A 25171-nucleotide genomic window follows, 5' to 3' on the forward strand; every position below is an offset into this window, starting at 1 on the left:
ATAGATTTCACCGTGTGACAGTGGCAAGGCAGCAGGTGGCACAGGCCCGCAGAATCGTAGTCAAGATCGGCTCCTCCTCACTCACCACCGCCTCCGGCGGCCTCGACGCGGACCGCGTCGACGCCCTCGTGGACGTGCTCGCCAAGGCGCGCAGCGGCGGCGAGAAGGAGATCGTCCTGGTGTCCTCCGGCGCCATCGCCGCCGGCCTCGCCCCACTCGGCCTGCGCCGCCGCCCCACCGACCTCGCCCGCCAGCAAGCCGCCGCCAGCGTCGGCCAAGGCCTCCTCGTCGCCCGCTACACCGCCTCCTTCGCCCGCTACGGCGTCCGCGTCGGACAGGTCCTGCTCACCACCGACGACACCAGCCGCCGCGCCCACTACCGCAACGCCTACCGCACCCTCGACCAACTCCTGGCCATGGGCGCCCTCCCCGTCGTCAACGAGAACGACACCGTCGCCACCGACGAGATCCGCTTCGGCGACAACGACCGGCTCGCCGCCCTCGTCGCCCACCTCGTCCGCGCCGACCTGCTCGTCCTGCTCTCCGACGTCGACGGCCTCTACGACGGCGACCCCGCCAAACCCGGCACCTCACGCATCGACGAAGTCCACGGCCCGGCCGACATCGCCCACGTCCAGATCGGCAGCGCCGGCAAGGCCGGCGTCGGCACCGGCGGCATGGTCACCAAGGTCGAAGCCGCCCGCATCGCCGCCGCCGCCGGCATCCCCGTCGTCCTCACCTCCGCCAGCCAGGCCGCCGACGCACTCGCCGGACGCGCCACCGGCACCCACTTCCACCGCACCGGCCGCCGCTCCGCCGACCGCCTCCTCTGGCTCGCCCACGCCTCCACCCCCCAAGGCGCCCTCATCCTCGACGACGGAGCCGTACACGCCATCGTCGAAGGCCACAAATCCCTGCTCCCCGCCGGAATCGCCGCCGTCGAGGGCGACTTCGCCGCCGGCGACCCCGTCGAACTCCGCGACCCCCAGGGCCGCGCAGTCGCCCGCGGCCTCGTCACCTTCGACGCCAAGGAGATCCCCCAACTCCTCGGCCGCTCCACCCACGACCTCGCCAAGGAACTCGGCCCCGGCTACGAGCGCGAAGTCGTACACAGGGACGATCTGGTCGTCCTGCACCCCTGAAACGGCTGAAAGTCCAGCCATAAGACAGACACCTTCAGGAAAACCACCCCGCGCCCGGCCTCGGGCTGGTCAACTTTGAAGCGGGGGTACGCGCGGGACGGCAACCCGCGCAGTACCGCACCGCATCGCACACAGCAGCACAGGAGGCCGCCGGTGAGACGAGCGCGCCCGGGGGCGGCGCCCCGAGGGACGACGGCTGAGCGGACCCTGACCAGTGTGGGGACGGGGGCCGACGTCGAACGCAGAGAGGTACACGAACAGCCCGGGGACACCCCCAGGCTGTGGCACATCACGCTGAGCGTGTCGGGAGCCGAGGCCCCGCTGAAAGAGGTCCGCCGCGGCCTCGAACAGCTCGCCCACGACCACCCGTTCCTGCTGACCAGCAGATACGCCAACGACCACGCCGAGATCCGCTACTGGGAAGAGGCCCGCGACCTCCACGACGCGGCCGCCGTCGCGCTGCGCCTGTGGGGCGAACACCGCTCCACCGCCAAGCTGCCGCCATGGGAGATCGTCGGCCTCGAAGTGATCGACCGCGGCACCTACCACCAGCGACTCGCCGAGGGATACGGCCCGCCACCGGCCGCCCCCGTCGGCGTCCACCCTTTCTGAGCCCGCTCCCCGGCCGCGTCTCGGGGAGCGGAACACGGGCCGGACGACCACCCGCCGCCCATTAGTCTGCCGACATGGTTTCGCTCCCCTCGCCCTCCCCGGCCACCCCCTCCGACGACATGTCCCCGGTCACCAGGACCGCCCACCGGGCCCGCGCCGCGGCCGCCGAGATCGCGCCACTTCCGCGCGCGGCCAAGGACGAGGCACTGCTCGCCATCGCCGACGCCCTCGAAGCACGGACCGCCGAGATCGTCGAGGCCAACGCCGTGGACGTCGCCAAGGCCCGCGAGACCGGCACCAGCGAGACCGTCATCGACCGGCTCACCCTCACCCCCGACCGGATCCGCGCCATCGCCTCCGACGTACGCGACGTGGCCGCCCTGCCCGACCCCGTCGGCGAAGTCGTCCGCGGCTCCACCCTGCCCAACGGCATCGACCTCCGGCAGATCCGCGTCCCGCTCGGCGTCGTCGGCATCATCTACGAAGCCCGGCCCAACGTCACCGTGGACGCCGCCGCCCTCTGCCTCAAGTCCGGCAACGCCGTCCTGCTGCGCGGCTCCTCCTCCGCGTACGCCTCCAACACCGCGCTGGTGGACGTGGTGCGCGACGCCGTCGGCGCCGCGGGCCTGCCCGCCGACGCCGTCCAGCTCGTCCCCGGCGAATCCCGCGACTCGGTCCGCGCACTCATGCGCGCCCGCGGCCTCGTGGACGTCCTCATCCCGCGCGGCGGCGCCTCCCTCATCCGCACCGTCGTCGAGGAATCCACCGTCCCCGTCATCGAGACCGGCACCGGCAACTGCCACGTCTACGTCGACGCCCAGGCCGACCTCGACATGGCCGTCGACATCCTGATCAACTCCAAGGCGCAGCGCCCCTCGGTCTGCAACTCCGCCGAGACCCTCCTCGTGCACCAGGACATCGCGGACGCCTTCCTGCCCCGCGCCCTGGACGCACTCGCCGACGCCGGCGTCACCGTCCACGCCGACGAGCGGGTGCGGGCATACGCCGACGCCGCCAAGGCCACCGTCGTCGAGGCCACCGCCGAGGACTGGGAGACCGAGTACCTCTCGTACGACATCGCAGCCGCGGTCGTCGACTCCCTCGACGCCGCCGTCGCCCACATCCGCCGGTGGACCTCCGGGCACACCGAGGCCATCGTCACCACCTCCCAGGCCGCCGCACGCCGCTTCACCCAGCTGGTCGACTCCACGACCGTCGCCGTCAACGCCTCCACCCGGTTCACCGACGGCGGCCAGTTCGGATTCGGCGCCGAGATCGGCATCTCCACCCAGAAGCTGCACGCCCGCGGCCCCATGGGACTGCCCGAGCTGACCTCGACGAAGTACATCGTGACCGGCGACGGTCACATCCGGTAACGGCACGCAACTCCCCGTCGAAGGGGGCGAGTTCGGCCACTCCCTGCCCAAAACGACTGCCCGGGGCTACGCTGAACGCGTGCCGGACGACGTAGGGGGCGGGCCGTTCCCGGACGGCTGGGAGCCCGACGACGACCGCGGGGGCGCGGACGATGACTTCGCCTCCGTGGTGTTCGACGAGGACTTCGTACGAGCCGCCGAGATCCACGAACCGAGCGCCGTCGAGCGCCTGCTCGCCGCCGCCCAGGCCCGCGCCGAGGCGGAGGCGGCCCGCGCCCGCGCGGGCGGCGGAGCCCCCGACGACGAGCCGTACGACGACTACGACCCCTACCGGCCCGGCCGCGACCCGGACGACCTCGGCGGACCCGGCCTGTCCGGCGGCGCCGAAGCGGGACCCTACGGCCGCCACGGCGGCGCCCTGCGCCCCTACCGCGGCCGCGCCCGCTGGCACCGCCCCGTCGCCTGGCTCCTCGCCGTCGTCATGGGCATCGGCATGATCGCCCTGGCCTTCTCGGCCGTCTACCGGGGCGCCACGTCCGACCACGAGGACAAGGCCCCGCCCCCGGCCACCAGCAACGTCGACAACCCCACCAACGCGGCAGGACCCGGCACCGCCGCCGTCCCCGGCAGCTCCGGCGACCTGGGCCCACCCCTCGGCGCCGCCCCCGCCACCCCCTCCACCGCCGCCTCCAGTTCTGCCTCGGCCTCCGCCTCGGCCGACTATGGCGCCCCACCTGTCCCGGCGGTGCCGCGGGTGCCTTAGGGGGCTTCGGGGTGGGGGCGAGGGCTTGCGGTCGACGGGGTGGGGGCCCCTCCCCCCCGCCCCCCACCCCACCCGCCCCGCCCCCCTGAACAGCATCTGTAGATCCCCGTAGGAACTCGTCAGAAGTTGTCGTGTACCAGCGCGTTTACCTTTCCCTCACCAGACCTACCCTGAAGGTATGGCAGGGCGCGGAGAGCCACCCGAGGGGACACCGGAGGGCCTCCCCGGCGGTGGTGACGACGAGTACGGGTCCGTCGTCTTCGACGAATCGTTCGTCCGTGCTGCCCGCCTCCAGGAGTTCTCCGCCCAGGAGCGCATGCGCGAGCACGCCCGGGCCGTACGGTCCCGTCCCAGCTGGTCCCTCAGGGCATCCTCCAAACCCGCCGTCGCGTTGGTCCTGCTGCTCCTCATAGCCTTCAGCACCGCCATCTACATGGGCATCCGGCACCCCTACGACCCGCCGCCCACCAGCCACCCCGAGCCGCTGCGGATGACCGTGATCCCGCTCGCTCCGCAGGGCCCGGTGCCCGGCGGCGACGCGGAGCAGCTCTTCTCGCACAGCCCGGCCGCCCAGTTCCGTACCGGCGGCTCCGGCATCAACCTGCCCTCGGCCACCAAGACCGCGCACTTCTCCGAGGCCCAGGTGATGAACGCCCTGTCCATCGCCAAGGACTACCTGGTCAAGTCGTCCCTGGACCCGGATGTCCTCTCCGGCGGCCCGGTCCACCAGATCCGGGTGCTGCTCGACCCCGATCTGATGGCCCAGTTCGACCAGAGCGTGGCCAGCCCGGTCGACGACGGCCGCCACTCCGCGACCGGCTGGCTGGTGCGCTTCGATCCGACCAAGGTGGCCCTGGCCGATCCCCGGATCAGGGTCCAGGGCTCGATGAGCTACGCGGAGTCCGGACCGGACGCGCTCGAGGTCGCCACCGACTACGTCTTCGTGTACGCCCTGCACCCGGTCGGGGACGGGCCCCACACCACCGACGCCTCGCTGTTCACCGTCCGCCGTGAGCTCCACTTCCGCCTGGACCGCGAGGACCTGCGGCTCAACCGGACGGAGCTCCAGGCCAGCACCGTCGAGGCCGGTCCCCAGGCCTGCTCGGCCGACGTGGCGGGCCTGCTGCGCCCGCTCCTGGCGGGGGAGCGGGCGAGCGCCCAGAGCCCGGCCGGCACCGACCCGTACGCGATCGGTCCCGCTCCGGAAGCACTCTGCGGCACCCTGGCGGCGGGCGCCCAGCCCTCGACCACCCCCGGTTGACCCGGCGCAGACCCTCCCCGGCGTTCGGCCTGCGTGTCAGCAGGACACCCCTGGTCGCCCCTCGGCTGGGCCATGCCCCGAGCCACCCCACCATCAGCTCGTCAGCCAGGGCTCGCCAGTCCGCGCCCTCAGCCCTCCCGCCCCTCCGCAGGCCGCCCCGCTGTCAGTCCTCAATCAGGCCTCGCTCAGTCCTCCCCTTCTCAGTTCTCCCCCTTGCCGTTCCGCTCCCCCTTGCCGTCGGTCGCCTCCGTGTCCGGGCCGGAGGGCTTGTCCGAGGGGCGCGGGCCGGTGCCCGTGAACTTGTCGCGCAGCTTGCCGCCCAGGTCCGCCGTGCCGCCGGCGATGTCGCCGACGAGCTTCATGAGCGGGTCCTTGCTGCTCTTGACCGCGTCGGCGTACGAGGCCGCGGACTCCCGGAACGAGTCGCTGACCGAGGTGTCCCTGTCCTCGTCGCGGCGCGCGTAGTGGCCGTCCATGATCCGCTGGTAGTCGCGGGTCTGTGCCCACTTCTTCAGCTCGGCCGCGCGCACCGTGGTGAACGGGTGGGAGCGGGGCAGCACGTTGAGGATCTTCAGCACGGAGTCGCGCAGGTCGCCTCCCGCCTCGTACTCCTCGGCCTGCTCCAGGAACGCGTCCACGTTCATCTCGTGCAGGTGGTTGCCACCGGCTATCTTCATCAGCCCCCGCATCGAGGCGTGCAGATCCTGGCCCACCAGCAGGCCCGCCCGGTCCGCGGACAGCTCCGACTTGCGGAACCATTCGCGCAGCGCCGTGACGATCGCCATGATCGCGACATTGCCCAGCGGGATCCAGGCGACCTTCAGCGCGAGGTTGGTGAGGAAGAGCAGGATCGTGCGGTACACGGAGTGGCCGGAGAGGGCGTGGCCCACCTCGTGGCCGACGACCGCGCGCATCTCCTCCTCGTCGAGGAGCTCGACCAGGCCCGTCGTCACCACGATGATCGGCTCGTCGAGCCCGATGCACATCGCGTTCGGCTGCGGGTTCTGTGTGACGTACATCGGGGGGACCTTCTCCAGGTCCAGGATGTAACAGGCGTCCCGCAGCATGTCGTTGAGGTGCGCGAACTGGGCGTCGCCCACCCGCACCGAGTCCGACAGGAAGAGCAGTCTGAGGCTCCGCTCGGGCAGCAGCCCGCTGAGGGCCTTGAAGACCGTGTCGAACCCGGACAGCTTGCGCAGCGCGACCAGCGCCGAGCGGTCCGCGGGGTGCTCGTAGGCCCGGGAGGAGATCCCGGGGAATCTGCGCCGTTGCCTGCTCGGCACGGTGTCGTTGATGTCCTCGGTCATGGGTGCCCCCTGTCGTTCGAGTCGTCGGCTCGTCCCCCTGACGTCATCCACATTAGGTGGTGGCGATACCGTGGCCCGGGGGCCTGTGGATAACTTTCGAGGAGACCTGCCATGCCGGACGTCGCCACCGTTCTCGCTGCCGCTTCCGGCCAAGGGCCGGGCGCCCTGTTGCGGATCCTGCTGCTCGGCTCCATGGTCGGAGCAGCCCTGCTGGCCTGGTTCCTGCTGCGCGGATACCGCTCGAACGGCGGCGACGACAACAAGAACGACTGAGTCGGCGTGAGCGTGCCCGGACCGCCCGCATACGATGTGGGCGAAGTCTCCGCCCCGACTCCCGGATAGGTCCTGCCGAAGATGAGCCTCCACAGCACCGCCGCCAACCTGGTCTCGCTCGCCGAAGGCGCCGAGCACGGGGGCGGCAACCACGAAAGCCTGCAGCCCTGGATGACGGGCGGCGGCGCGCTGGTCGCCCTGCTCCTGCTGCTCTGGATCACCACCCGCTTCAACCGCGACCGCTGAGTCGGGGCCGAAAGCCGGGCCAGTAGGCTCTGCACGCATGGGAGAGCAGGAAGTGCCTACCGGTCCGGTGAAGCGACGCATCGGCGTGATGGGCGGAACGTTTGATCCGATCCATCACGGACACCTCGTGGCCGCCAGCGAGGTGGCGTCGCAGTTCCATCTGGACGAGGTCGTGTTCGTACCGACCGGGCAGCCGTGGCAGAAGAGCCACAAGCTGGTCTCACCGGCCGAGGACCGCTATCTCATGACGGTCATCGCCACCGCGTCCAACCCGCAGTTCTCCGTCAGCCGCATCGACATCGACCGCGGCGGCGCGACGTACACCATCGACACCCTGCGGGACCTGCGCGAACGCAACAGCGACGCGGACCTGTTCTTCATCACCGGAGCCGACGCGCTCGGCCAGATCCTGACCTGGCGCGACGCCGAGGAACTGTTCTCGCTGGCCCACTTCATCGGCGTGACCCGGCCCGGTCACGTCCTGACGGACGACGGGCTGCCCGAGGGCGGGGTCTCGCTGGTGGAGGTGCCCGCTCTGGCGATCTCGTCGACGGACTGCCGGGCGAGGGTCGCGCAGGGCGACCCGGTCTGGTATCTGGTTCCCGACGGTGTGGTCCGCTACATCGACAAGCGCCAGCTGTATCGCGGCGAGTGAGACCAGCCGTACCGCCTGCACGTCGGCGAGTGAGAGAAGGCCATCGGTGAACGACCGCCAGTACGACCCGTACGCGCCCCAGGTGCAGCTGGTCGGGTACGACGAGTACGGCCGGCCGGTGTACCAGCAGGTCCAGCCGCAGCAGCAGGCCTACGACCCCTACGCCCAGCCCCAGGAACCCCAGCAACAACAGCAGCAGGGGTACGGGTACGACCAGGCGTATGTCCCGCAGCAGTCGACGTACGACCCGTACGCGCAACAGGCCCAGCAGCCCCAACAGGCGCAGCAGGCCCAGCAGTTCGCGCAGCAGGACTACGGTCACGACTACGGCGGCGCGCGGCAGCAGCCCGGCCAGGCACCTCCGGAGCCGGAACCCGTCGCGGAGCCGCAGGGCGCGCCCGTGCTGCCGCAGCAGCGCCGGGACGAGCACGCCGAGGGCGGCGAACGCGACTACCGCACCGAGCAGTTCTCGTTCATCGAGGAGCCCGACGAGGAGTCCGAGGACGTCATCGACTGGCTCAAGTTCACCGAGAGCCGCAGCGAGCGCCGCGAGGAGGCCAAGCGGCGCGGCCGCAACAGGGTCGTCGCGCTCGTGGTGGCGCTCGCCCTGGTGGTGGCCGGTGGCGTCGGCTACCTCTGGTTCGCGGGCAAGCTGCCCGGGCTGTCGTCCTCCTCGGACGAGAAGAAGGGCGGCGCCACCGCCGTCGGGGCGCAGAAGCGCGACGTGATCGTGGTGCACCTGCACAACACCAAGGCGGGCGGCACCTCCACGGCGCTCCTCGTCAACAACGTGACCACCAAGCAGGGCACCACGGTGCTGCTGCCCAACTCGCTGGCCCTGTCCAACGACGACGGCAGCCGCACCACTCTGGGCAAGTCGGTGGACACGGACGGCTCGCAGGGCACCCGCGAGTCGCTCTCCACCCTCCTCGGTGCCAAGATCACCGGAACCTGGCGGCTGGACACCCCGTACCTGGAAAACCTCGTCGACCTCGTCGGGAACATCGACATCAGTACGGACGCGGACGTCCCCGGCCCCAAGCAGGGCGGCGACCCGCTGGTCAAGAAGGGCGACGACCAGACGCTCTCCGGTCAGATGGCCATCGCCTACGCCACCTACCGCGCCCCCGGCGAACCCGAGGCCAAGCAGCTCCAGCGGTTCGGCGCGGTGATGTACGGCGTGCTGCGCAAGATCTCCGACGATCCGAAGGCGGCCACCATCACCGTCCAGACGCTCGCGCAGATCCTCGACCCGTCGCTGCCCGAGGCCGACCTCGGCGCCTCCCTGGCCAAGCTCGCCGAGCACGCCAAGATCGGCGCCTACAAGACGGCCGTCCTTCCCGTGCAGCCCGACGGCACGCTCAGCCAGCAGGCCACCGACAGCGTGGTCAAGGACGTCCTGGGCGGCCGGCTCGGCGGCGGGGCCGACCAGGGATCGGCGGTGCGGGTGGGCGTGAAGAACGCCACCGGCAACCCGAAGACGACCGAGGCCGTACGGGTCGCCCTGATCAACGGCGGCTACGCGTTCGTCGACGCCGGAAGCGGGGGTACGGAGGCCACGTCGCAGGTCCTGTACGCGGACGCGGGCCAGAAGGCGAAGGCGGCCGAGGTCGCCAAGACCCTCGGCCTGCCCGACAGCGCCGTCAAGCAGGGCAAGGCGGCCGCCAACGCCGACGTGTCGGTCGTCGTCGGCAAGGACTACAAGGCCCCGCAGTGAGGGCCCGGACGTCATCCTTTCGGGGCTGTCGGCGGTCCGTGAGATCCTGGAAATCGATCTGATTGGATCTGACCGCCGACGAAAGCCTGCTTGTGACCGCCACGGACCGTTCCATCGAGCTCATCACCGCCGCCGCCCAGGCGGCTGCCGACCGGCTCGCGCACGACATCATCGCGTACGACGTCAGCGACGTGCTGTCGATCACCGACGCCTTCCTGCTCGCCTCCGCGCCCAACGACCGCCAGGTCAAGTCGATCGTCGACGAGATCGAGGAGCGGCTGAACAAGGAGCTCGGCGCCAAGCCGGTGCGCCGCGAGGGCGACCGCGACGCCCGCTGGATCCTGCTGGACTACGTCGACATCGTCGTGCACGTCCAGCACAGCGAGGAGCGCGTCTTCTACGCCCTGGAGCGCCTGTGGAAGGACTGCCCGGAGCTCCCGCTGCCCGAGGACGCCCTGAAGACCCGGGGCAAGGCGGCCGAGCACGCCGCGCTGACCGGGGCCGACGAAGCGGACGGTGAGCTGAGCTGAACGGAACCACCAAGGGCGGCCGGGGCCGCCGGATAGTCCTGTGGCGGCACGGCCAGACGGCCTGGAACCTGGAGCGCCGCTTCCAGGGCTCCACGGACATCGAGCTGACCGAGACCGGCATCGGGCAGGCGCACCGCGCCGCCCGCCTGCTGGCCGCCCTGAAGCCCGACGCGATCGTCGCCTCCGACCTCCAGCGGGCCGCCGCCACCGCCGCCGAGCTGGCGGCCGTCACGGGCCTGCCGGTCGAGCACGACTCGGCGCTGCGTGAGACGTACGCGGGCGCCTGGCAGGGGCTCACGCACGAGGAGATCGTCGCCCGGTACGGCGAGCAGTACGCGGCGTGGAAGCGCGGCGAGGCCGTCCGCCGGGGCGGCGGCGAGCTGGAGACCGAGGTCGCCGACCGGGCCGCCCCGGTCGTGCTGCGCCACGCCGACAAGCTGCCCGACGGCGGCACCCTCGTCGTCGTCAGCCACGGCGGCACCATCCGCACCACCATCGGCCGCCTGCTCGGCCTGGAGGCGCACCACTGGGAGGGCCTTGGCGGGCTCTCCAACTGCTGCTGGTCCGTCCTCGGCGAGGGCGCGCGCGGCTGGCGCCTGCTCGAGCACAACGCCGGAACGCTCCCCGAGCCGGTCCTCGGAGACGACGACTAAGCCCTGCTCAGGGGCGGTGGCAGCCGGATTTCACTTTCCGGCAGGTCACAGGCTAGAGTTCTTCTTGTTCGCAGCGCGGGACCGCCGAAGAAGCGGAAACGAAGCGGACAGCGGGGCTATAGCTCAGTTGGTAGAGCGCCTGCATGGCATGCAGGAGGTCAGGAGTTCAATTCTCCTTAGCTCCACAATCGGATCCCGTCCCCTCGTGGGGGCGGGATCTTCTTGTTGTGCGCCGCGTGCGCCGGCCCGGCGTGGCCGGTCTCCTACGGCGACAGCACTGACCCCCTTGCGAGGACATGGCAGAATCGGGACGGCCGGAGGGGGACGACGGACCGAACGGGAGGGAGTGCGCGATGCCCGCGAGTCGCGAAGAATTCCCGGAACCGCCCCGCGGGCCCGAAGCCGTCTCGTCCGGCGCCCGCCTGAGCTGTCCCTCCTGCGGATCGGCGCACGTCGCCCAGATGCTCGGTGACAACGGCGGGGTGTCCTACGTGTGTACGGCCTGCGGTCACAGCTGGAGCTGACATGGGTGCCCACAGGCGGAAATGTGACTGGTGCGGCAGCGGTACGCCCATCGTCAGGGACATGGATCCGGTCAACACCGACTACCAGTACTGGTGCGAGGAATGCGCCAGGGCACTGGTCATAAAGGGCGACCCGATCGAGACGTATCGGGAACTCGAAGGGGAGCCGATCTACGGCCGCCTCCTGGAGGCCCACTGCACGCTGAAGCGGTTCTACTCCTTCGCCACGGCCTGACCGCCGCCAGCACCAGGAACACCACGCCGGCCAGCGGATAGAGCGCCGAGAGCGCCATCTGCCCGCCGCTCTGCGCGAGTTCGGGCCGATGGGCGCCGTGCGGGACCCACCACAGCGCGTACGAGCAGAAGACCGTGCCCAGCAGCGCCCAGCGCGAACGTTCCGCGGCCAGCACCACCACCACCGGCACGCACCACACCCAGTGGTGCGACCAGGAGACGGGGCTCACCAGAAGCGCGGTCACCGCGCAGGCCGCCACCGCCCACGCCCGCTCCCCGCGCAGATCGGCGCGTACGGCGACGGCGAGCCCCAGCGCCGTGGTGACGACCGCCACCACCGCCCACCAGAGGCCGGGGTCGCCGGTGTGCAGCAGCCGGGCCAGCACTCCGCGCAGCGACTGGTTGGCGGTGTCCTCGGCATGGCCCACCCGGCCCGCCTCGAACACCATCGACGTCCAGAAGCGCCACGAGTCGTGAGGCAGGGCGACCGCGGCCGCCGCCGTGGCGGCGCAGAACACCGCGACGGCCCTCAAAGCCGTGCCGAGCGGAGGGCTGCTGCCGCCGCTCCTCGCCCGTACGACGGCGGTGATCAGCAGGAACACCGCGAACAGGGCGGGGGTGAGTTTCAGCGCGGCGGCGAGGCCGATGCCGGTGCCCGCCCAGCGGTGGCCCGGTCGGCGGGTGAGGTCCCAGAGCACCGCGACGGCGAGCAGGAGGTTGATCTGGCCGTAGCGCAAAGTGGTCCACACCGGCTCGCACCACACGGCGAGCGCGGCGATCCACAGCGCCGCGCAGGAGCGCGGCCGGCCCACGAGCCGCAGCGACAACCCGGCCAGGGCGATCAGCAACCCCAGGTTCGCGACGGTCGCCAGGGCCCGCAGCGCCGGAACGCCGGGCAGGGTGAGGGGGGTGAACAGCAGCGCCGCGAACGGCGGGTAAGTGGTGGGCAGCCCGGCCCCGGTCGCGCGCATCGCGTAGAGGTCGGCCCCGGCCCGTACGGCCCGGCCCTCCGCCCGGTAGACCAACAGGTCGATCATCGAGACCCCGGCGGCCCGCTGAGCAGCCCAGAACACCGCGAAGGAGAGCAGGCAGACGAGGGCGGCGGGCGGAACGCGGCGGCGGGGGGAGGGGAGGCGGGCAGCGGTGTGCGCGAGCACCTTCACGGTCACGAAGGTGGACGTTACCGTCCTTCTTCGTACAGAACGGAAACCGATTTGGTGAACCACCGGGGTGACCGTGTAATGTTCTCGATGTCGCCGCGGGAAACCGGGCGGCGGGAAAACAAGGGGCTATAGCTCAGTTGGTAGAGCGCCTGCATGGCATGCAGGAGGTCAGGAGTTCAATTCTCCTTAGCTCCACAGTGAAGAAGGCGGGCCATCCGAATCGGATGGCCCGCCTTCTTGTTGTGTCTCCCCTCCAGGGCCTGCGCCTCGCCCCTAGGTCGCCGAATCGATCAGAAACGGTCAACTCCGGCCGCTGTCCAGGGCTTTGCGCGTGATCTGGGGGAGCGCGGCGGGAGCCTGCTCGATCCGGAGCGCCAACGCCGGGCAGCGGCGCACCGCTCGCTGCGCGCGCCCCCGCAGATGCATCGGCACCGTGGCGTCCGCGACGAGCGGATAGCCATCCGGGCCGAGGCTGATCAGCTCCGGCACGATGTCCGCGCAGAGCCCGTGGCCCTCGCACAGCGTCCAGTCGACCAGCACCTTCTCGCCGCTCGGGACGCCCTCCTCCTGATAGCCGGGTCCCGGCAGCGGCAGCACGCCCGCCGTCGGCCGGCCGCAGCCCCCGGCCAGCACATGCGCCGCCAGATCGTCCGTGAACGCCGCCAGCGTCGAGGCGAGGAACCGCGCCGAGCCGTCCGGATGCTTGCAGGCACCGCGGCCCTTGACGGCCTGCGTCACCGCGCGCAGCGCCTCCAGGGCGGCCGGGCCCCCACCGTGCAGCAGGTCGGCGAGCCCGCCCGCCGCCGCCGGCAGGCCCAGTCGGCACGGGCCGCACTGGCCCGCCGTCTCGGCCGCCAGCCAGTTGGCGACCCGGAGCGCCTCCCCGAGCGCGCAGGTCCCCGGCCCGATCGGCAGGATCGCGCCCGCCCCCAGCGCGCCGCCGAGCGCCGAGAGCGAGGCCCGCGAGACGGCCGCGTCGTGAGCGGCCACCGAATTCAGCCAGCTGCCGTGATAGCCGCCGGTCAGCACGCCCTGGGGCAGCGACGGCGCCCCCGCCAGCTGCAGGACGTAGCGCAGCGGCACCCCGGTCGGGACCTCGACGACCATCGGCCGGGCGACCGCCCCGGACAGGGTGAGCAGGACGGTGCCGGGCTCGGCCGGCTCGCCGGTGTTGCAGAAGCGGCGCGGGCCCAGCCGGGCGGCCACGGCGAGCTGGGCGAAGGTCTCGGCGTTGGAGAGCAGCGTCGGGGCGCCGCCGACCCCCGACTCGGCGGCCCGCTCGCGGCGCCCCGGCGGCAGGGCGGGGCCGCCGTCGATCGCCCGGATCACCGCGGAGGCCTCGCCGGACACCATCCGCTCGGGGGTGCGCACCACCCGGGCGCGCAGCGCGGAGCTCCGCTTGTCGGTGAGGCCGCGCTCGGCGAAGGCGGCCCGCATGGACGCCTCCGTGGAATCACGCGTCACGGCGACGACCAGGGTGCGCGCGCCGAGCGCCTCGGCGGCCAGCAGCGCGCCGTCCAGGACGAGATGGGGGGCCCGGCAGACCAGGACGGTGTCCTTGCGGCAGGCGGGCTCGCCCTCGCTCGCGTTGACGACGACGACCGGGCGTATCCCGCGCCGGATCGCGGCGGAGGCGACCGCGCGGAGTTTGCGGCCGAAGGGGAAGCCCGCGCCGCCGCGGCCGGTGAGGGCGATGTCGTCGCAGAGCTGGGCCAGGCGTTCGCCGTCGACCGGCTTCAGGGGGCCGTGCACCTTGAGGTGCATCGGCAGGGCCAGCCGCTCGACGAGGTCGAAACCGGCGGTCAGATGGGGCAGGCCGACGACGCGGACCTCGGGGACATCGGGGAGGGGCGTGTTCATGGTCGTACTCCTGCTGTCGCGGGCACCGTCACGGGCGTTCTCCGGAGGCGGAGCCCGGCTGGGAGGGCCAGGGCTCGCCGGCGGCCGGCGGCTGGTAGGGGGCGGTCGGCGCGGGGGCCCGCAGAGACTCGGGCGGGCGCGGCGAGGGCGCGGGCCACCGGGGGGCCGGGGGAGTGGGCGGGGCCAGCGAGACCGCACGGTAGGCCGCCGAGATGCCCGCGTCGCCGCGGACCTCCCGCTCGGGGGCGGGGCGGTAGCGGGGCAGCGCCTCGTGCGGGGGCTCGTACAGGGCGTGGCTCTCCCGGAACTGCCGCGCCGCGTCGGGGGGTTCGGACGAGACCTCATAAGACGAGACCTCATAAGAGGGCGGCGCCTCGTACGCCTCGTAGGAGGGCGGCTCGGCCGGGCGCGGCGGCACGGCCGGTTCGGCGGGCTCGCTCTCCGGGCCCGGCCTCAGCGCCGCGAACCGGTCGGTGATCCTGCGCTTCACCGGCCGGGGCAGCGCGCGTACGGCCAGCGCGCTCGCCACTCCCGCCAGACTCAGGGCGTACATCGCGACCACCCACCCGGCCGGCGGCCGCCCCGCGTACAGGCCGTGGACCAGGGCCGAGCACCAGGCCGGATAGGCGAGCATGTGCACCGCCCGCCAGCGGGCCGCGATCCGGCCCGGGGTGGCGAACGCGCTGCGCATCGCGCCCGTGACGGCTGTCAGGACCATCAGGATCGCGGCGAGCGAGCCGAAGCCGATCAGGCCGGACGCTCCGGTGACGCCGAGCCCGAACGGGACCACCGCGCCGAGCAGGCCGACATGGCCGAGCGCGATCTTGACGGTGACGTGCAGCAGCAGGAACCCGATCGAGGCGACGGCGGTCGCCCGGTGCACGGCCTGCGCCATGAGGCGGTGACGCGGGGTGAGGAACAGCCGGTCCGTGGCGAGCAGGCCCCAGGCCACGGACGCGGTGAGCGAGACCAGCGACAGGACGCCGGCGGTGAAGTCCAGTGCGGCGCGCAGTCCTGCGGGGGAGAGGAGCGCCAGCGGCGGTATGAGCAGGGCGACGACGCCCAGCGCGGCCGCGGAGAGCCCGCCCTTGCGGGCCGGGCGGCCCCGCGCCGGAGCCCGGCGCGGGCGGTGCGGGGTGAACGGATGGCGAGGTTTCATGTGGGGCGACTCCGAGTGGTTCGGCAAAGCGGTCCCGTGGCGGCATGCTAGGTCGCCCCATACCGGCCGGTACGGGGTTTGAGCGGTTGCCCCAGAAGAGGGCGGTACGCGGAGTAACCTCGCCCCCGGCACCCCAAGGGTGGGCGGCGGCACCCCCACGGGGTACTCGGTGCGGGCGTTGCGGGGCCTGCGGTACCCTGACGCCATGCGTGCCGTACGCCTTCTGCTTAGCGAGCCGCGCTGAACACTCCCGACCGATGAAGAGATCCGGTCGGACTCGGCGCGGCGCCCCCTCCTGTGCGAGGGGTTTTTTCGTTTGGCGATTCGATGACGGATCGACGGGCGAACGCTCGAACCCGCTGGCAGAGACGATCGATGGAGCTTTGAGGACATGAGCGAGACGAACACCGCTGCCGCCGCAGAGACGGCCGCGCCGCACCGCTACACGGCGGCCATGGCCGCCGACATCGAGGCACGCTGGCAGGACTTCTGGGACGCCGAGGGCACCTACGCAGCGCCGAACCCGACCGGCGACCTGGCCGGTGACCCGGCGGTCGTCGCCCGGACCAAGAAGTTCATCATGGACATGTTCCCGTACCCGTCGGGCTCGGGTCTGCACGTCGGGCACCCGCTGGGCTACATCGCCACCGACGTCTACGCCCGCCACCAGCGCATGACCGGCCACAACGTGCTGCACACGCTGGGCTTCGACGCGTTCGGCCTGCCCGCCGAGCAGCACGCGGTCGCCACCGGCACGCACCCCCGGGTGTCGACCGAGGCCGCCATGGACAACATGAAGCGGCAGCTGCGCCGCCTGGGCCTGGGCCACGACAAGCGCCGCTCGATCGCGACGATCGACCCGGAGTACTACAAGTGGACCCAGTGGATCTTCCTGCAGATCTTCAACTCCTGGTACGACACCGAGGCGCAGAAGGCCCGCCCGATCGCCGAGCTGGTCGCCGCCTTCGAGAACGGCACCCGCGAGGTCCCGGGCGGCCGTGACTGGGCCGCGCTGAGCGCCGCCGAGCGCGCCGACGTCCTGGGCGAGTACCGCCTGGCGTACGCCTCCGCCGCGCCCGTCAACTGGTGCCCCGGCCTGGGCACCGTCCTGGCCAACGAGGAGGTCACCGCCGACGGCCGCTCCGAGCGCGGCAACTTCCCGGTCTTCAAGTCCAAGCTGCGCCAGTGGAACATGCGCATCACCGCCTACGCGGACCGCCTGCTGGACGACCTGGACGCGCTGGACTGGCCCGACGCCATCAAGCTGCAGCAGCGCAACTGGATCGGCCGCTCCGAGGGCGCCCGCGTCGACTTCAAGGTCGGCGAGTCGGACGCCATCACCGTCTTCACCACCCGCCAGGACACCCTGTTCGGCGCCACCTACATGGTGCTGGCGCCCGAGCACGAGCTGGTCGACTCCATCGTCCCGGCCGCCTGGCCCGAGGACACCCACGAGGTGTGGACCGGCGGCCACGCCACCCCGGCCGAGGCCGTCGCCAAGTACCGCGCGTTCGCGGCCTCCAAGTCGGACGTGGAGCGCCAGGCCGACGCCAAGGAGAAGACCGGCGTCTTCACCGGTGCGTTCGCCGTCAATCCCGTCAGCGGCGAAAAGGTTCCCGTCTTCATCGCCGACTACGTGCTGATGGGGTACGGCACCGGCGCGATCATGGCCGTACCGGCGCACGACACCCGCGACTTCGCCTTCGCGCGCGCCTTCGAGCTGCCCATGCGCTGCGTCGTGGAGCCCTCCGACGGCCGCGGCACGGACGCCTCGACGTGGGACGACGCGTTCGCCTCCTACGAGGCGAAGCTGGTCAACTCCGCCAACAGCGAGATCTCCGTGGACGGCCTGGGCGTCGCCGAGGCCAAGGCGAAGATGACCGAGTGGCTGACCGAGCGCGGCATCGGCGAGGGCACCGTCAACTTCCGTTTGCGCGACTGGCTGTTCAGCCGTCAGCGCTACTGGGGCGAGCCCTTCCCGATCGTCTACGACGAGGACGGCATCGCCCACCCGCTGCCCGCCTCGATGCTGCCGCTGGAGCTGCCGGAGGTCGACGACTACTCGCCGCGCACCTTCGACCCGGACGACGCCGACACCTCGCCGGAGACCCCGCTGTCCCGCAACGAGGACTGGGTCAACGTCGAGCTGGACCTGGGCGACGGCGTCAAGAAGTACCGCCGTGAGACCAACACCATGCCCAACTGGGCCGGTTCCTGCTGGTACGAGCTGCGCTACCTGGACCCGCACAACGGCGAGCAGCTGGTCGACCCGGCCATCGAGCAGTACTGGATGGGCCCGCGCGAGGGCATGCCGACCGGTGGCGTCGACCTGTACGTCGGCGGCGCCGAGCACGCCGTGCTGCACCTGCTGTACGCGCGCTTCTGGTCCAAGGTGCTGTTCGACCTGGGCCACATCTCGTCGTCCGAGCCGTTCCACAAGCTGTACAACCAGGGCATGATCCAGGCGTACGTCTACCGGGACAGCCGCGGCTTCCCGGTGCCGGCCGCCGAGGTCGAGGAGCGCGACGGCACGTTCTTCTTCGCGGGCGAGCCGGTCAAGCGCGAGCTGGGCAAGATGGGCAAGTCCCTGAAGAACGCGGTCACTCCGGACGAGATCTGCGCCGAGTACGGTGCCGACACCCTGCGCCTGTACGAGATGGCGATGGGGCCGCTGGACGTCTCGCGCCCCTGGGACACCCGCGCGGTGGTCGGCCAGTACCGGCTGCTGCAGCGGCTGTGGCGCAACATCGTCGACGAGACGACCGGCGAGGTGACCGTCACCGACGCCGAGCCCGACGAGGCGACGCTGCGCGCCCTGCACAAGGCGATCGACGGCGCCGGCGGTGACCTGGCGGGGCTGCGCTTCAACACCGCCATCGCCAAGATCACCGAGCTGAACAACCACCTGACCAAGGCGGGCGGCCCGCTGGCGCGATCCGTCGCCGAGCAACTGGTGCTGCTGATCGCGCCGCTGGCCCCGCACATCGCCGAGGAGCTGTGGCGCAAGCTGGGCCACACCGACTCCGTGGTGCACCACGACTTCCCGGTCGCCGACCCGGCCTACGTCGTGGACGAGGCCGTGACCTGCGTCGTGCAGATCAAGGGCAAGGTCAAGGCGCGTCTGGAGGTGCCGCCGGCCATCTCCGACGACGAGCTGGAGAAGCTGGCGCTGGCTGACGAGGCCGTCGTCGCGGCGCTGGACGGCGCGGGCATCCGCAAGGTCATCGTGCGGGCGCCGAAGCTGGTGAACATCGTCCCCGCGTAAAGCGGAAACGGCACTGGGGGCTTTCCCCTACGGGCAGGTTGGGGGTTTCGAGGGAACCCACGGCCTGCCCGTTCCGTTTACGGTGGAGGGGACGATGCCGACCGACCGAGGGGACGTTCATGGAAGCCGCGATCCTGATCATGGCGCTGCTGTTCGTCGCCTTCGTGGTGCTCGGCGTGTACGTGACGGTCAAGGTGGTCGGCGCCGCCAAGCGCGGAGTGGAGCGCACGGTCACACAGGCCCGCAGGACCGTCGAGGACACCACGCTGCGCGCCAAGAGCGTGGGCCAGCCGGGCGTCGCGGGCCAGCTCGCCCAGCTGCGGCTTTCCCTGCGCACCTCGATGCGGGCCACGCAGGAAGCGCTGCACGCGCGCCTCGCGGAGGACGAGTCGCTGAAGGAGTCCCTCGCCCTGTTCGAGCGGCTCAGCGGGCACGGCCACGAACTGGACGACGAGCTGAGGCGCCTGGAGCGGGAGCCCGACAAGCGCAAGATCGCCGACCGGATGCCGGAGCTGCGCGAGCGCACCGAGCGCATCACGCACTCCGCGGACTCGCTGCGCTGGGCGGCGCGGGACCGCGCCCGCCAGTTCGCCGACGACGACCTCGCCTCGCTCAGCGAGCAGATCGAGATGGAGTCCGGCGCGCTGCGGGACTGGGCGACGAAGGGGCCGACGACGGGCGAGCCCGCGTCCTGGGGCGACCTTGCGGAGGACCCGGCGTCCCCACGGAGCGGCCCGAAGCCCTCGGCGCCGGAAGCGGCCTCGCGGCCCCGGTCCGAGCCGCCGGCCCAGCCATCCCGGGCCATAGGCTCCGCCGAGTCGCCGGTGACGTACCCGTGGCAGAAGACGCCGCGCCCCGAAGCAACGAGCTGAGTCGGCGAACACCAGGTCAAAGCGGTGGAACAGGGCGCCCCCGGCTGACCCGAACTGATCATTCCACCGGGGCCGGACTGCCGCCCGGCGTTCTTGGCGGGTAACCTCCCGCTCATGTCCCGCCATGTCGCGATCGTCACCGATTCAACGGCCTATCTGCCGCCGCAGACGATGGAGCGGCACAGCATCACCGCAGTGCCGCTGACCGTCGTCCTGGGCGACCAGGCGCTGGAGGAGGGCACGGACATCTCGGCCCGCTCGCTGGCACTGGCCCTGCAGAAGCGACGCCCCGTCACCACTTCCCGGCCCAGCCCCGAGGTATTCGCGGCCGCCTACCGGAAGGTCGCGGAAGCGGGGGCCGCCGGAATCGTCTCCCTGCATCTGTCGGCCGAGCTCTCCGGCACCTACGACGCCGCCGTCCTCGCCGCCAAGGACGCCCCGGTGCCGGTGCGGGTGGTAGACACCGGCATGGTCGCGATGGCGCTCGGCTTCTGCGCAGTGGCCGCGGCTCAGGTCGCCGACGCCGGGGGCACCCTGGACGAGGCGGTGGCAGCAGCGGAGAAGCGTGCCGGAGAGACCTCCGCCTTCTTCTACGTCGACACCCTGGACTATCTGCGCCGCGGCGGCCGGATCGGCGCCGCGCAGGCACTGCTCGGCTCGGCCTTGGCCGTCAAGCCCCTGCTCCAGCTCGACGGCGGCCGGATCGACATGCTGGAGAAGGTGCGCACCGCCTCCCGGGCCATCGCCCGGCTCGAGGAGATCGTGGCCGACCGGGCCGGGAGCAGCCCGGTCGACATCGCGGTGCACCATCTCGCCGCGCCGGAACGTGCCGCAGCCCTCGCCGATCGGCTGCGGGCCAGGGTGCCGGGCCTGGTCGACCTGTACACCAGCGAGGTCGGAGCGGTGATCGGCGCCCACACCGGTCCGGGACTGCTGGGCGCCATCGTTTCGCCGCGCTGAGGAGCTGGGGGAGGAACGACGGCAGGGGCCATCGCGTCGGCGCGTGGCGGGCCCGGCCGTTGGACAACCCGTGCTGGGGCTACGGCGGGGCCCCGACCCGGCGAGCTGCCCGCTCCAACCCCTCGTGTGGGTGACGGAGTTATCCACAACTGCCGCGCTTTCCACGGGAATTGATGGCGCTCGGCGAGATCGGGCGGGGGTGCCTAACGTCTCGTGACATGGCAATCCGATCACGACGCACCCCCACGAGTGGACCGGGCCGGGCCCCCGGCTCGGACGGCCGGGCCCGAGCGGGCCGAGCCCGCGGCCGCCTTGACCAGGTCCCGGCCTCCGGCTCGGCCGCGCGCAGCCGCGGGGACGCGCTGTTCCTCCCGCCGCCACCGGGCATGGCGGCCCCACCCCATGAACCCGTCGCCGCGACGGTACGAGCGCTCGGGCAGTCGGCACTGGCACCCCCTGGGGAGCCCGAGCGCGCGGTCGCGGCGACCCCGGCCGCACCGAAGGAGTTCCGCGGCTCCACCGCTGCCGCCCCACGGGCCACCTTCGTCAGCCCGGCCGCATCGGCCGGACCCGGTCGTCCCACTGTCGAGCCGCGCCCTGTGGTCACCGCGCAGCCCAGTTCCTTGGACGGGGCGGGGCCGGGCGTTCGTGAGCGGACCTGGGCGGCGGTGCGCGAGCGGTTGCCCTTGTGGGCGCAGACGAGGTTCGGCCTCGCGCCGCGCAGCCTGGCCGCGCTGTGCGTGGTCCTGGTGGTCGCTGCGGGGTTCGCCGTGCACCACTTCTGGGCGGGGCGCCCGCAATCCGTACGCGCCCCGGAGCTGGTCGACGGACCAGCGCCACCGTTCCCCGGCGCGAAGAACGCGAAGGGTGCGGGCCACGGCCCGGGGCGCGGCGCGAGTGGCGAACCCACGCCCCAGCCGGTGGCGAACGCGGCGCCCTCGCTGACGAGCGTGCTCGTGGTGGACGTCGGCGGCAAGGTGCAAAGGCCCGGGGTCTACCGGCTGCCCGCAGGATCACGGGTGGCCGACGCCCTGACCGCGGCGGGCGGGGTGCGCGACGGCGCGGACCTGACCGGCCTCAACCGGGCGCGGCTGCTCACGGACGGCGAGCAGGTGCTGGCCGCAGTGGCGGGCGCGGCGCCCGCGGGGCCCGGCGCGGGCGGTGGCACCCCCGGCACGCCGAGCGGGCCCGTCAGCCTCAACTCCGCCTCGGTGGAGCAGCTGGACGGGCTGCCCGGCGTCGGGCCGGTCCTCGCACAGCACATCGTGGACTACCGCACCCAGCACGGGGGCTTCCGCTCGGTCGACGAACTGCGGGAGGTCAACGGGATCGGTGAGCGCAGGTTCAACGACCTGCAACCGCTGGTGCGGCTGTGAACCGCCTGGAGGTCCATGCCGAGTCGGGCCACCGCCTCGGCGCGGCCAACCCGCACCGGGAAGGCCCCACGGACCTGCGCCTGGTCGGCCCGGCGCTGGGCGCCTGGGGCGGTACGGCACTTGCGGTGAACTGGTCCGGGAGCGTGGCGAGTTGGAGCGCTGTGGTGTGCCTGGTCGTGGCGGCGGCGCTGGTCGCTCCAGTCGTCCGGCGGGCCCTGCGGCACAGGAGCGCGCCGCCTCAGGGCCCCGTCGTGGAAGGGGAACCGGAAGCGGAAGGGGAAGGGCTCGGAGCGGGCGGGGGCGATGGTGATGCGGAGGCGATGGGGGCCGCCCGGGTCGGTGGACTGTGGAGGTATCGAGGCGCTGTCGCGGGCGTGCTGGTCTGTGCGGCGGCCGGGATCGTTGCCGGGGGACTGCATGCCGCCGAGGTCAGACGAGGGCCACTGCCGGGCCTGGCACGGGAGTTCGGGCAGGCCACCGTGGAGCTGGTGGTCCGCGCCGACCCGCGCCCCACCCGGTCGGCGGGCTGGGGTGGCGCCTCGGTCGTCGTCGACGCCGAGGTGGCGCGCGTGCTCGGGCCGGATGGCCGGGTCGAGCAGGTCAGTACGCCGGTCCTGGTGATCGCACCCGCGAACTGGCAGGAACTGCTGCCCTCCACCCGGGTACGGGTGACCGCGCGGCTCATGCCGGGCGACGGAAGGATCGCCGCCGTACTGAAGGCGCCGAACGGGCCGCCTCGCGTCATTGGGCCGCCAACTCGCCTGCAACGTCTGGCCGGTGGGCTGCGGGACGGGCTGCGCAGGGCGAGCGAAGGGCTGGCGCCGGACGCGCGGGCGCTGCTGCCGGGTCTGGTCGTCGGCGACACGTCCCGCGTGACTCCCGAACTGCGCGCCGCCTTCCGGGCGACGGACCTCACGCATCTGATGGCGGTGTCCGGAAGCAACCTCGCGATCATCCTCGCCCTGCTGATCGGACCGCCGGGCCGGGCCCTGCTGGCCGAGCGGGGCGGTCTCGCGCCGAGGCTCGGGATCTCCCTGCGGGTCACCGCGGTACTGGGCGGGGCGCTCACGCTCGCCTTCGTCGTGGTGTGCCGACCGGAACCCAGTGTGCTGCGAGCCGCCGCCTGCGGCCTGGTCACGCTGCTGGCCATCGGCACCGGCCGGCGCAGATCGCTGATCCCGGCGCTGGCGGCCGCCGTACTGCTCCTGGTCCTGTACGCGCCCGAACTGGCCCGGAGCTACGGCTTTCTGCTCTCGGTGCTCGCCACCGGGGCGCTGCTCACGATCGCGCCGGGCTGGGGCGCGGCACTGAGACGGCGGGGTGTGCCGCCCCGGCTCGCCGAGGTGCTGGCGGCGGCCGCGGCGGCGCAGGCGGTGTGCGCGCCGGTGGTCGCGGTGTTCGCGGCGCGGGTCAGCCTGGTGGCCGTGCCCTGCAATCTGCTGGCCGAGCCCGCGGCGGCGCTGGCGACGGTCGGGGGTTTCGCCGCGCTGGCCGTCGCGCCCGTCGCGATGCCGGTAGCCGCACTGCTGGCCCGGTGCGCGGGCTGGCCCGCCGGCTGGATCGCATGGGTGGCCCGCACCGGAGCGGGCCTGCCCGGGGCGGAGTCGGGATGGCCGGGCGGCTGGCGTGGAGGAGCGCTGCTCGCCGTCGCCACCGTGATGGCCGTGCTCGTGGTGAGGAGGCTGCCCCGTTCCCCCTGGCCGGCCGCCGCGCTGGGGCTCCTGCTGTTCCTCGCGGTGGTGCGGCCCGCCCCGCTGACCCGGGTCGTCACCGGTTGGCCGCCGCCGGGGTGGTCGTACGCCATGTGCGACGTGGGGCAGGGCGACGCCACGGTGCTGGCCGCCGGGGCGGGGACGGCGGTGGTCATCGATGCCGGGCCCGAGCCCCTGCCCGTCGACCGCTGCCTGCACGAACTCGGAGTGAACCGCATCCCGTTGCTGCTGCTCACCCACTTCCACGCCGACCACGTGGGCGGTCTCGCCGGTGTGCTGCGGGGGCGGTCGGTCGGCGTGATCGAGACGACGGGGTTCGCCGAACCGCCCGACCAGGCCGCGTTCGTCCGGCGTACCGCGGCCGCCGAAGGGGTCCCGGTGGTGGGAGCCGGGTACGGCGAACGGAGGGCGCTCGGCGGGCTGTCGTGGGAGGTGCTGTGGCCACCGACGACGCCCGGAGCGGTGCCGGACGGGCCGAACGACGCGAGCGTCACCCTGCTCGTCCGCACCGCCGAGGGGCTGACCCTGCTGCTGCCCGGCGACCTCGAACCAACCGCACAGCGCGGCCTGTTGAGACAGCACCCCGGGCTCGCTCGGGTGGACGTCCTCAAGGTCGCCCACCACGGTTCGGCGCACCAGGACCCGGCGCTGCTCAGAGCCGTACGCCCGAGGCTGGCCCTGATCTCGGTCGGCCGGGGCAACCGGTACGGGCATCCCGCTCCCGGCACCGTCGCCGTACTGCGCGCGTGGGGCGCGGCGGTGCTGCGCACGGACACGGACGGGGCCATCGCGGTGACCGGCGCGGGCGGCGCCCTGCGGGCGGTGCCCCGGGGGCGCGACCCGTGACGGGCGGCACGTGTCCTGGCCCGGGGGGTCAGACAAGCCAGGCTCCCTCCAGCATCAGGTCGCGGTCGGCGATCTCGTTGGCCTCGCGCCAGGCCTGGATGCGCCGGGGGACGATCCGGAAGTAGGTGTACGCGGGGCCGCTGTCGCGCGGGTCCCAGACGACCTTGGCGGCGAACGCGTCAGCCGAGGCCGCGGGGAGTTCGGCGGTCGGGATGACGGTGGCGGTGCCCGTGATGTGCACGACGTCCCGGGTGGGGCCGAGCGTGACTTGGACCGGGCGGTCGCCGGACCGCAGGTTGCGCAGGGTGGGATTGGTCAGGCGAGTGCACATCAGGAGTGTCCCGCCCTCCCAGACGAAGGAGAGCGGCATGAGATGGGGTTCACCGGAGGGGGAGGCGGTCGCGACCCAGGCGTCCTCGTCCTTTTCGAGGCGGGCGAGGACGTCCTGCTTGCGCTGTTCGCGGCTGCGCGCCGGCTCGTGTGTCGTCATGTCCCGTTACGCTAGCGGCGGTTGGGGGCCGTGTGCCTCGGGCGCCGGACCTAGACGAATGAGTCCGATGTGTTCAGTGATCGAATGCGATGAGCGACCGGAGAGTCGGGGCGCCAGTCTTGTGGTTTCGCCAGATCGCGGCGGCCATCGCGAGGACACGTTGGGCGACACGGAC

Annotated in this window: 21 protein-coding genes, 2 tRNA genes and 1 pseudogene; 19 read left to right on the forward strand and 5 right to left on the reverse strand. The window is 72.5% G+C overall.

Features of this window, described 5'->3' with window-relative positions; all coding sequences use genetic code 11:
• Positions 1-14: 14 nt before the first annotated feature.
• From proB to DT019_RS12830, 5 genes are all read left to right on the forward strand, one after another.
• On the forward strand, positions 15-1142 hold the full coding sequence (gene proB, locus DT019_RS12810) for a glutamate 5-kinase (protein WP_114036871.1): 1128 nt from the start codon (positions 15-17) through the stop codon (positions 1140-1142).
• 153 nt (positions 1143-1295) lie between these two features.
• Entirely contained in the window at positions 1296-1754 is a 459-nt protein-coding gene (locus DT019_RS12815) for a hypothetical protein (protein ID WP_114036872.1), read from the forward strand.
• Positions 1755-1828: 74 nt separating this feature from the next.
• Positions 1829-3130: a glutamate-5-semialdehyde dehydrogenase gene (locus tag DT019_RS12820; RefSeq protein WP_114036873.1), complete on the forward strand. Its 1302-nt coding sequence runs from the start codon at positions 1829-1831 to the stop codon at positions 3128-3130.
• 79 nt (positions 3131-3209) lie between these two features.
• On the forward strand, positions 3210-3893 hold the full coding sequence (locus DT019_RS12825) for a hypothetical protein (RefSeq protein ID WP_114036874.1): 684 nt from the start codon (positions 3210-3212) through the stop codon (positions 3891-3893).
• Between the two features lie 178 nt (positions 3894-4071).
• Complete coding sequence (locus tag DT019_RS12830; RefSeq protein WP_114036875.1) at positions 4072-5154, forward strand: hypothetical protein; 1083 nt, start codon at positions 4072-4074, stop codon at positions 5152-5154.
• A gap of 200 nt (positions 5155-5354) precedes the next feature.
• Here the strand turns inward: DT019_RS12830 and DT019_RS12835 are convergent, their stop codons facing one another.
• Positions 5355-6461 (reverse strand): M48 family metallopeptidase, encoded by a 1107-nt coding sequence (locus DT019_RS12835; RefSeq protein WP_223279455.1) that lies wholly within the window; start codon positions 6459-6461, stop codon positions 5355-5357.
• Positions 6462-6572: 111 nt separating this feature from the next.
• Between DT019_RS12835 and DT019_RS39530 the strand changes: the two genes are divergently transcribed.
• From DT019_RS39530 to DT019_RS12865, 8 genes are all read left to right on the forward strand, one after another.
• On the forward strand, positions 6573-6734 hold the full coding sequence (locus tag DT019_RS39530; RefSeq protein ID WP_189389482.1) for a hypothetical protein: 162 nt from the start codon (positions 6573-6575) through the stop codon (positions 6732-6734).
• 81 nt (positions 6735-6815) lie between these two features.
• On the forward strand, positions 6816-6980 hold the full coding sequence (locus tag DT019_RS39535) for a hypothetical protein (protein ID WP_189389484.1): 165 nt from the start codon (positions 6816-6818) through the stop codon (positions 6978-6980).
• A gap of 37 nt (positions 6981-7017) precedes the next feature.
• Entirely contained in the window at positions 7018-7635 is a 618-nt protein-coding gene (nadD, locus tag DT019_RS12840; RefSeq protein ID WP_100578252.1) for a nicotinate-nucleotide adenylyltransferase, read from the forward strand.
• Positions 7636-7681: 46 nt separating this feature from the next.
• Positions 7682-9352 carry an LCP family protein gene (locus tag DT019_RS12845; RefSeq protein ID WP_114036876.1) on the forward strand — a complete coding sequence of 557 codons (1671 nt, stop codon included), beginning with the start codon at positions 7682-7684 and terminating at the stop codon, positions 9350-9352.
• A gap of 92 nt (positions 9353-9444) precedes the next feature.
• Positions 9445-9882 carry a ribosome silencing factor gene (gene rsfS, locus DT019_RS12850; RefSeq protein WP_114036932.1) on the forward strand — a complete coding sequence of 146 codons (438 nt, stop codon included), beginning with the start codon at positions 9445-9447 and terminating at the stop codon, positions 9880-9882.
• A complete protein-coding gene (locus DT019_RS12855) occupies positions 9879-10535 on the forward strand; it encodes a histidine phosphatase family protein (RefSeq protein WP_114036877.1) in 657 nt (218 codons plus the stop codon). Before rsfS ends, DT019_RS12855 begins: the two co-directional genes overlap by 4 nt.
• A gap of 112 nt (positions 10536-10647) precedes the next feature.
• Positions 10648-10720 (forward strand) — tRNA-Ala (locus DT019_RS12860).
• Positions 10721-11060: 340 nt separating this feature from the next.
• Positions 11061-11294 carry a hypothetical protein gene (locus DT019_RS12865; RefSeq protein ID WP_114036878.1) on the forward strand — a complete coding sequence of 78 codons (234 nt, stop codon included), beginning with the start codon at positions 11061-11063 and terminating at the stop codon, positions 11292-11294.
• On the opposite strand, the pseudogene DT019_RS12870 reads toward DT019_RS12865, so the two are convergent.
• Positions 11188-12462, reverse strand: a pseudogene (locus DT019_RS12870) (glycosyltransferase 87 family protein); the annotation flags it as partial. The gene DT019_RS12865 and the pseudogene DT019_RS12870 overlap by 107 nt on opposite strands.
• Before the next feature lie 116 nt (positions 12463-12578).
• Here DT019_RS12870 and DT019_RS12875 point away from each other — a divergent pair.
• Positions 12579-12651, forward strand: a tRNA-Ala gene (locus DT019_RS12875).
• A gap of 105 nt (positions 12652-12756) precedes the next feature.
• Here the strand turns inward: DT019_RS12875 and DT019_RS12880 are convergent.
• The gene (locus DT019_RS12880) at positions 12757-14316 is read right to left on the reverse strand and encodes an NADH-quinone oxidoreductase subunit NuoF family protein (protein ID WP_114036879.1); all 1560 of its coding nucleotides are present in this window, start codon (positions 14314-14316) and stop codon (positions 12757-12759) included.
• 28 nt (positions 14317-14344) lie between these two features.
• Complete coding sequence (locus tag DT019_RS40195; protein WP_223279456.1) at positions 14345-15475, reverse strand: ferric reductase-like transmembrane domain-containing protein; 1131 nt, start codon at positions 15473-15475, stop codon at positions 14345-14347.
• Between the two features lie 391 nt (positions 15476-15866).
• Here DT019_RS40195 and leuS point away from each other — a divergent pair, with 391 nt between their 5' ends.
• The 5 genes from leuS (at position 15867) to DT019_RS12915 (ending at position 24506) form a co-directional block, all read left to right on the forward strand.
• Positions 15867-18740 carry a leucine--tRNA ligase gene (leuS, locus tag DT019_RS12895; RefSeq protein WP_114036880.1) on the forward strand — a complete coding sequence of 958 codons (2874 nt, stop codon included), beginning with the start codon at positions 15867-15869 and terminating at the stop codon, positions 18738-18740.
• A gap of 119 nt (positions 18741-18859) precedes the next feature.
• Positions 18860-19612 (forward strand): hypothetical protein, encoded by a 753-nt coding sequence (locus tag DT019_RS12900; RefSeq protein WP_114036881.1) that lies wholly within the window; start codon positions 18860-18862, stop codon positions 19610-19612.
• A gap of 114 nt (positions 19613-19726) precedes the next feature.
• A complete protein-coding gene (locus DT019_RS12905; protein WP_114036882.1) occupies positions 19727-20572 on the forward strand; it encodes a DegV family protein in 846 nt (281 codons plus the stop codon).
• A 218-nt stretch (positions 20573-20790) separates the two neighbouring features.
• Complete coding sequence (locus DT019_RS12910) at positions 20791-21948, forward strand: ComEA family DNA-binding protein (protein ID WP_114036883.1); 1158 nt, start codon at positions 20791-20793, stop codon at positions 21946-21948.
• Positions 21945-24506 (forward strand): ComEC/Rec2 family competence protein, encoded by a 2562-nt coding sequence (locus tag DT019_RS12915; protein ID WP_189389486.1) that lies wholly within the window; start codon positions 21945-21947, stop codon positions 24504-24506. The genes DT019_RS12910 and DT019_RS12915 overlap by 4 nt, the downstream gene beginning before the upstream one ends.
• Positions 24507-24534: 28 nt before the next feature.
• Here the strand turns inward: DT019_RS12915 and DT019_RS12920 are convergent, their stop codons facing one another.
• Complete coding sequence (locus DT019_RS12920; protein WP_114036885.1) at positions 24535-24996, reverse strand: pyridoxamine 5'-phosphate oxidase family protein; 462 nt, start codon at positions 24994-24996, stop codon at positions 24535-24537.
• Between the last annotated feature and the right edge of the window lie 175 nt (positions 24997-25171).

This window comes from Streptomyces sp. SDr-06 (assembly GCF_003324565.1).
Lineage (GTDB): Bacteria > Actinomycetota > Actinomycetes > Streptomycetales > Streptomycetaceae > Streptomyces.

Excerpts from the sequence above, each read along its gene's own strand:
- DT019_RS12880 (WP_114036879.1), bottom strand. The coding sequence starts at position 14,316 with ATGAACACGCCCCTCCCCGATGTCCCCGAGGTCCGCGTCGTCGGCCTG.
- nadD (WP_100578252.1), top strand. The coding sequence starts at position 7,018 with ATGGGAGAGCAGGAAGTGCCTACCGGTCCGGTGAAGCGACGCATCGGC.
- DT019_RS40195 (WP_223279456.1), bottom strand. The coding sequence starts at position 15,475 with ATGAAACCTCGCCATCCGTTCACCCCGCACCGCCCGCGCCGGGCTCCG.
- DT019_RS12900 (WP_114036881.1), top strand. The coding sequence starts at position 18,860 with ATGGAAGCCGCGATCCTGATCATGGCGCTGCTGTTCGTCGCCTTCGTG.
- DT019_RS12920 (WP_114036885.1), bottom strand. The coding sequence starts at position 24,996 with ATGACGACACACGAGCCGGCGCGCAGCCGCGAACAGCGCAAGCAGGAC.
- leuS (WP_114036880.1), top strand. The coding sequence starts at position 15,867 with ATGAGCGAGACGAACACCGCTGCCGCCGCAGAGACGGCCGCGCCGCAC.
- DT019_RS12835 (WP_223279455.1), bottom strand. The coding sequence starts at position 6,461 with ATGACCGAGGACATCAACGACACCGTGCCGAGCAGGCAACGGCGCAGA.
- DT019_RS39535 (WP_189389484.1), top strand. The coding sequence starts at position 6,816 with ATGAGCCTCCACAGCACCGCCGCCAACCTGGTCTCGCTCGCCGAAGGC.
- DT019_RS12820 (WP_114036873.1), top strand. The coding sequence starts at position 1,829 with ATGGTTTCGCTCCCCTCGCCCTCCCCGGCCACCCCCTCCGACGACATG.
- DT019_RS39530 (WP_189389482.1), top strand. The coding sequence starts at position 6,573 with ATGCCGGACGTCGCCACCGTTCTCGCTGCCGCTTCCGGCCAAGGGCCG.
- DT019_RS12830 (WP_114036875.1), top strand. The coding sequence starts at position 4,072 with ATGGCAGGGCGCGGAGAGCCACCCGAGGGGACACCGGAGGGCCTCCCC.
- DT019_RS12905 (WP_114036882.1), top strand. The coding sequence starts at position 19,727 with ATGTCCCGCCATGTCGCGATCGTCACCGATTCAACGGCCTATCTGCCG.
- DT019_RS12865 (WP_114036878.1), top strand. The coding sequence starts at position 11,061 with ATGGGTGCCCACAGGCGGAAATGTGACTGGTGCGGCAGCGGTACGCCC.
- DT019_RS12910 (WP_114036883.1), top strand. The coding sequence starts at position 20,791 with ATGGCAATCCGATCACGACGCACCCCCACGAGTGGACCGGGCCGGGCC.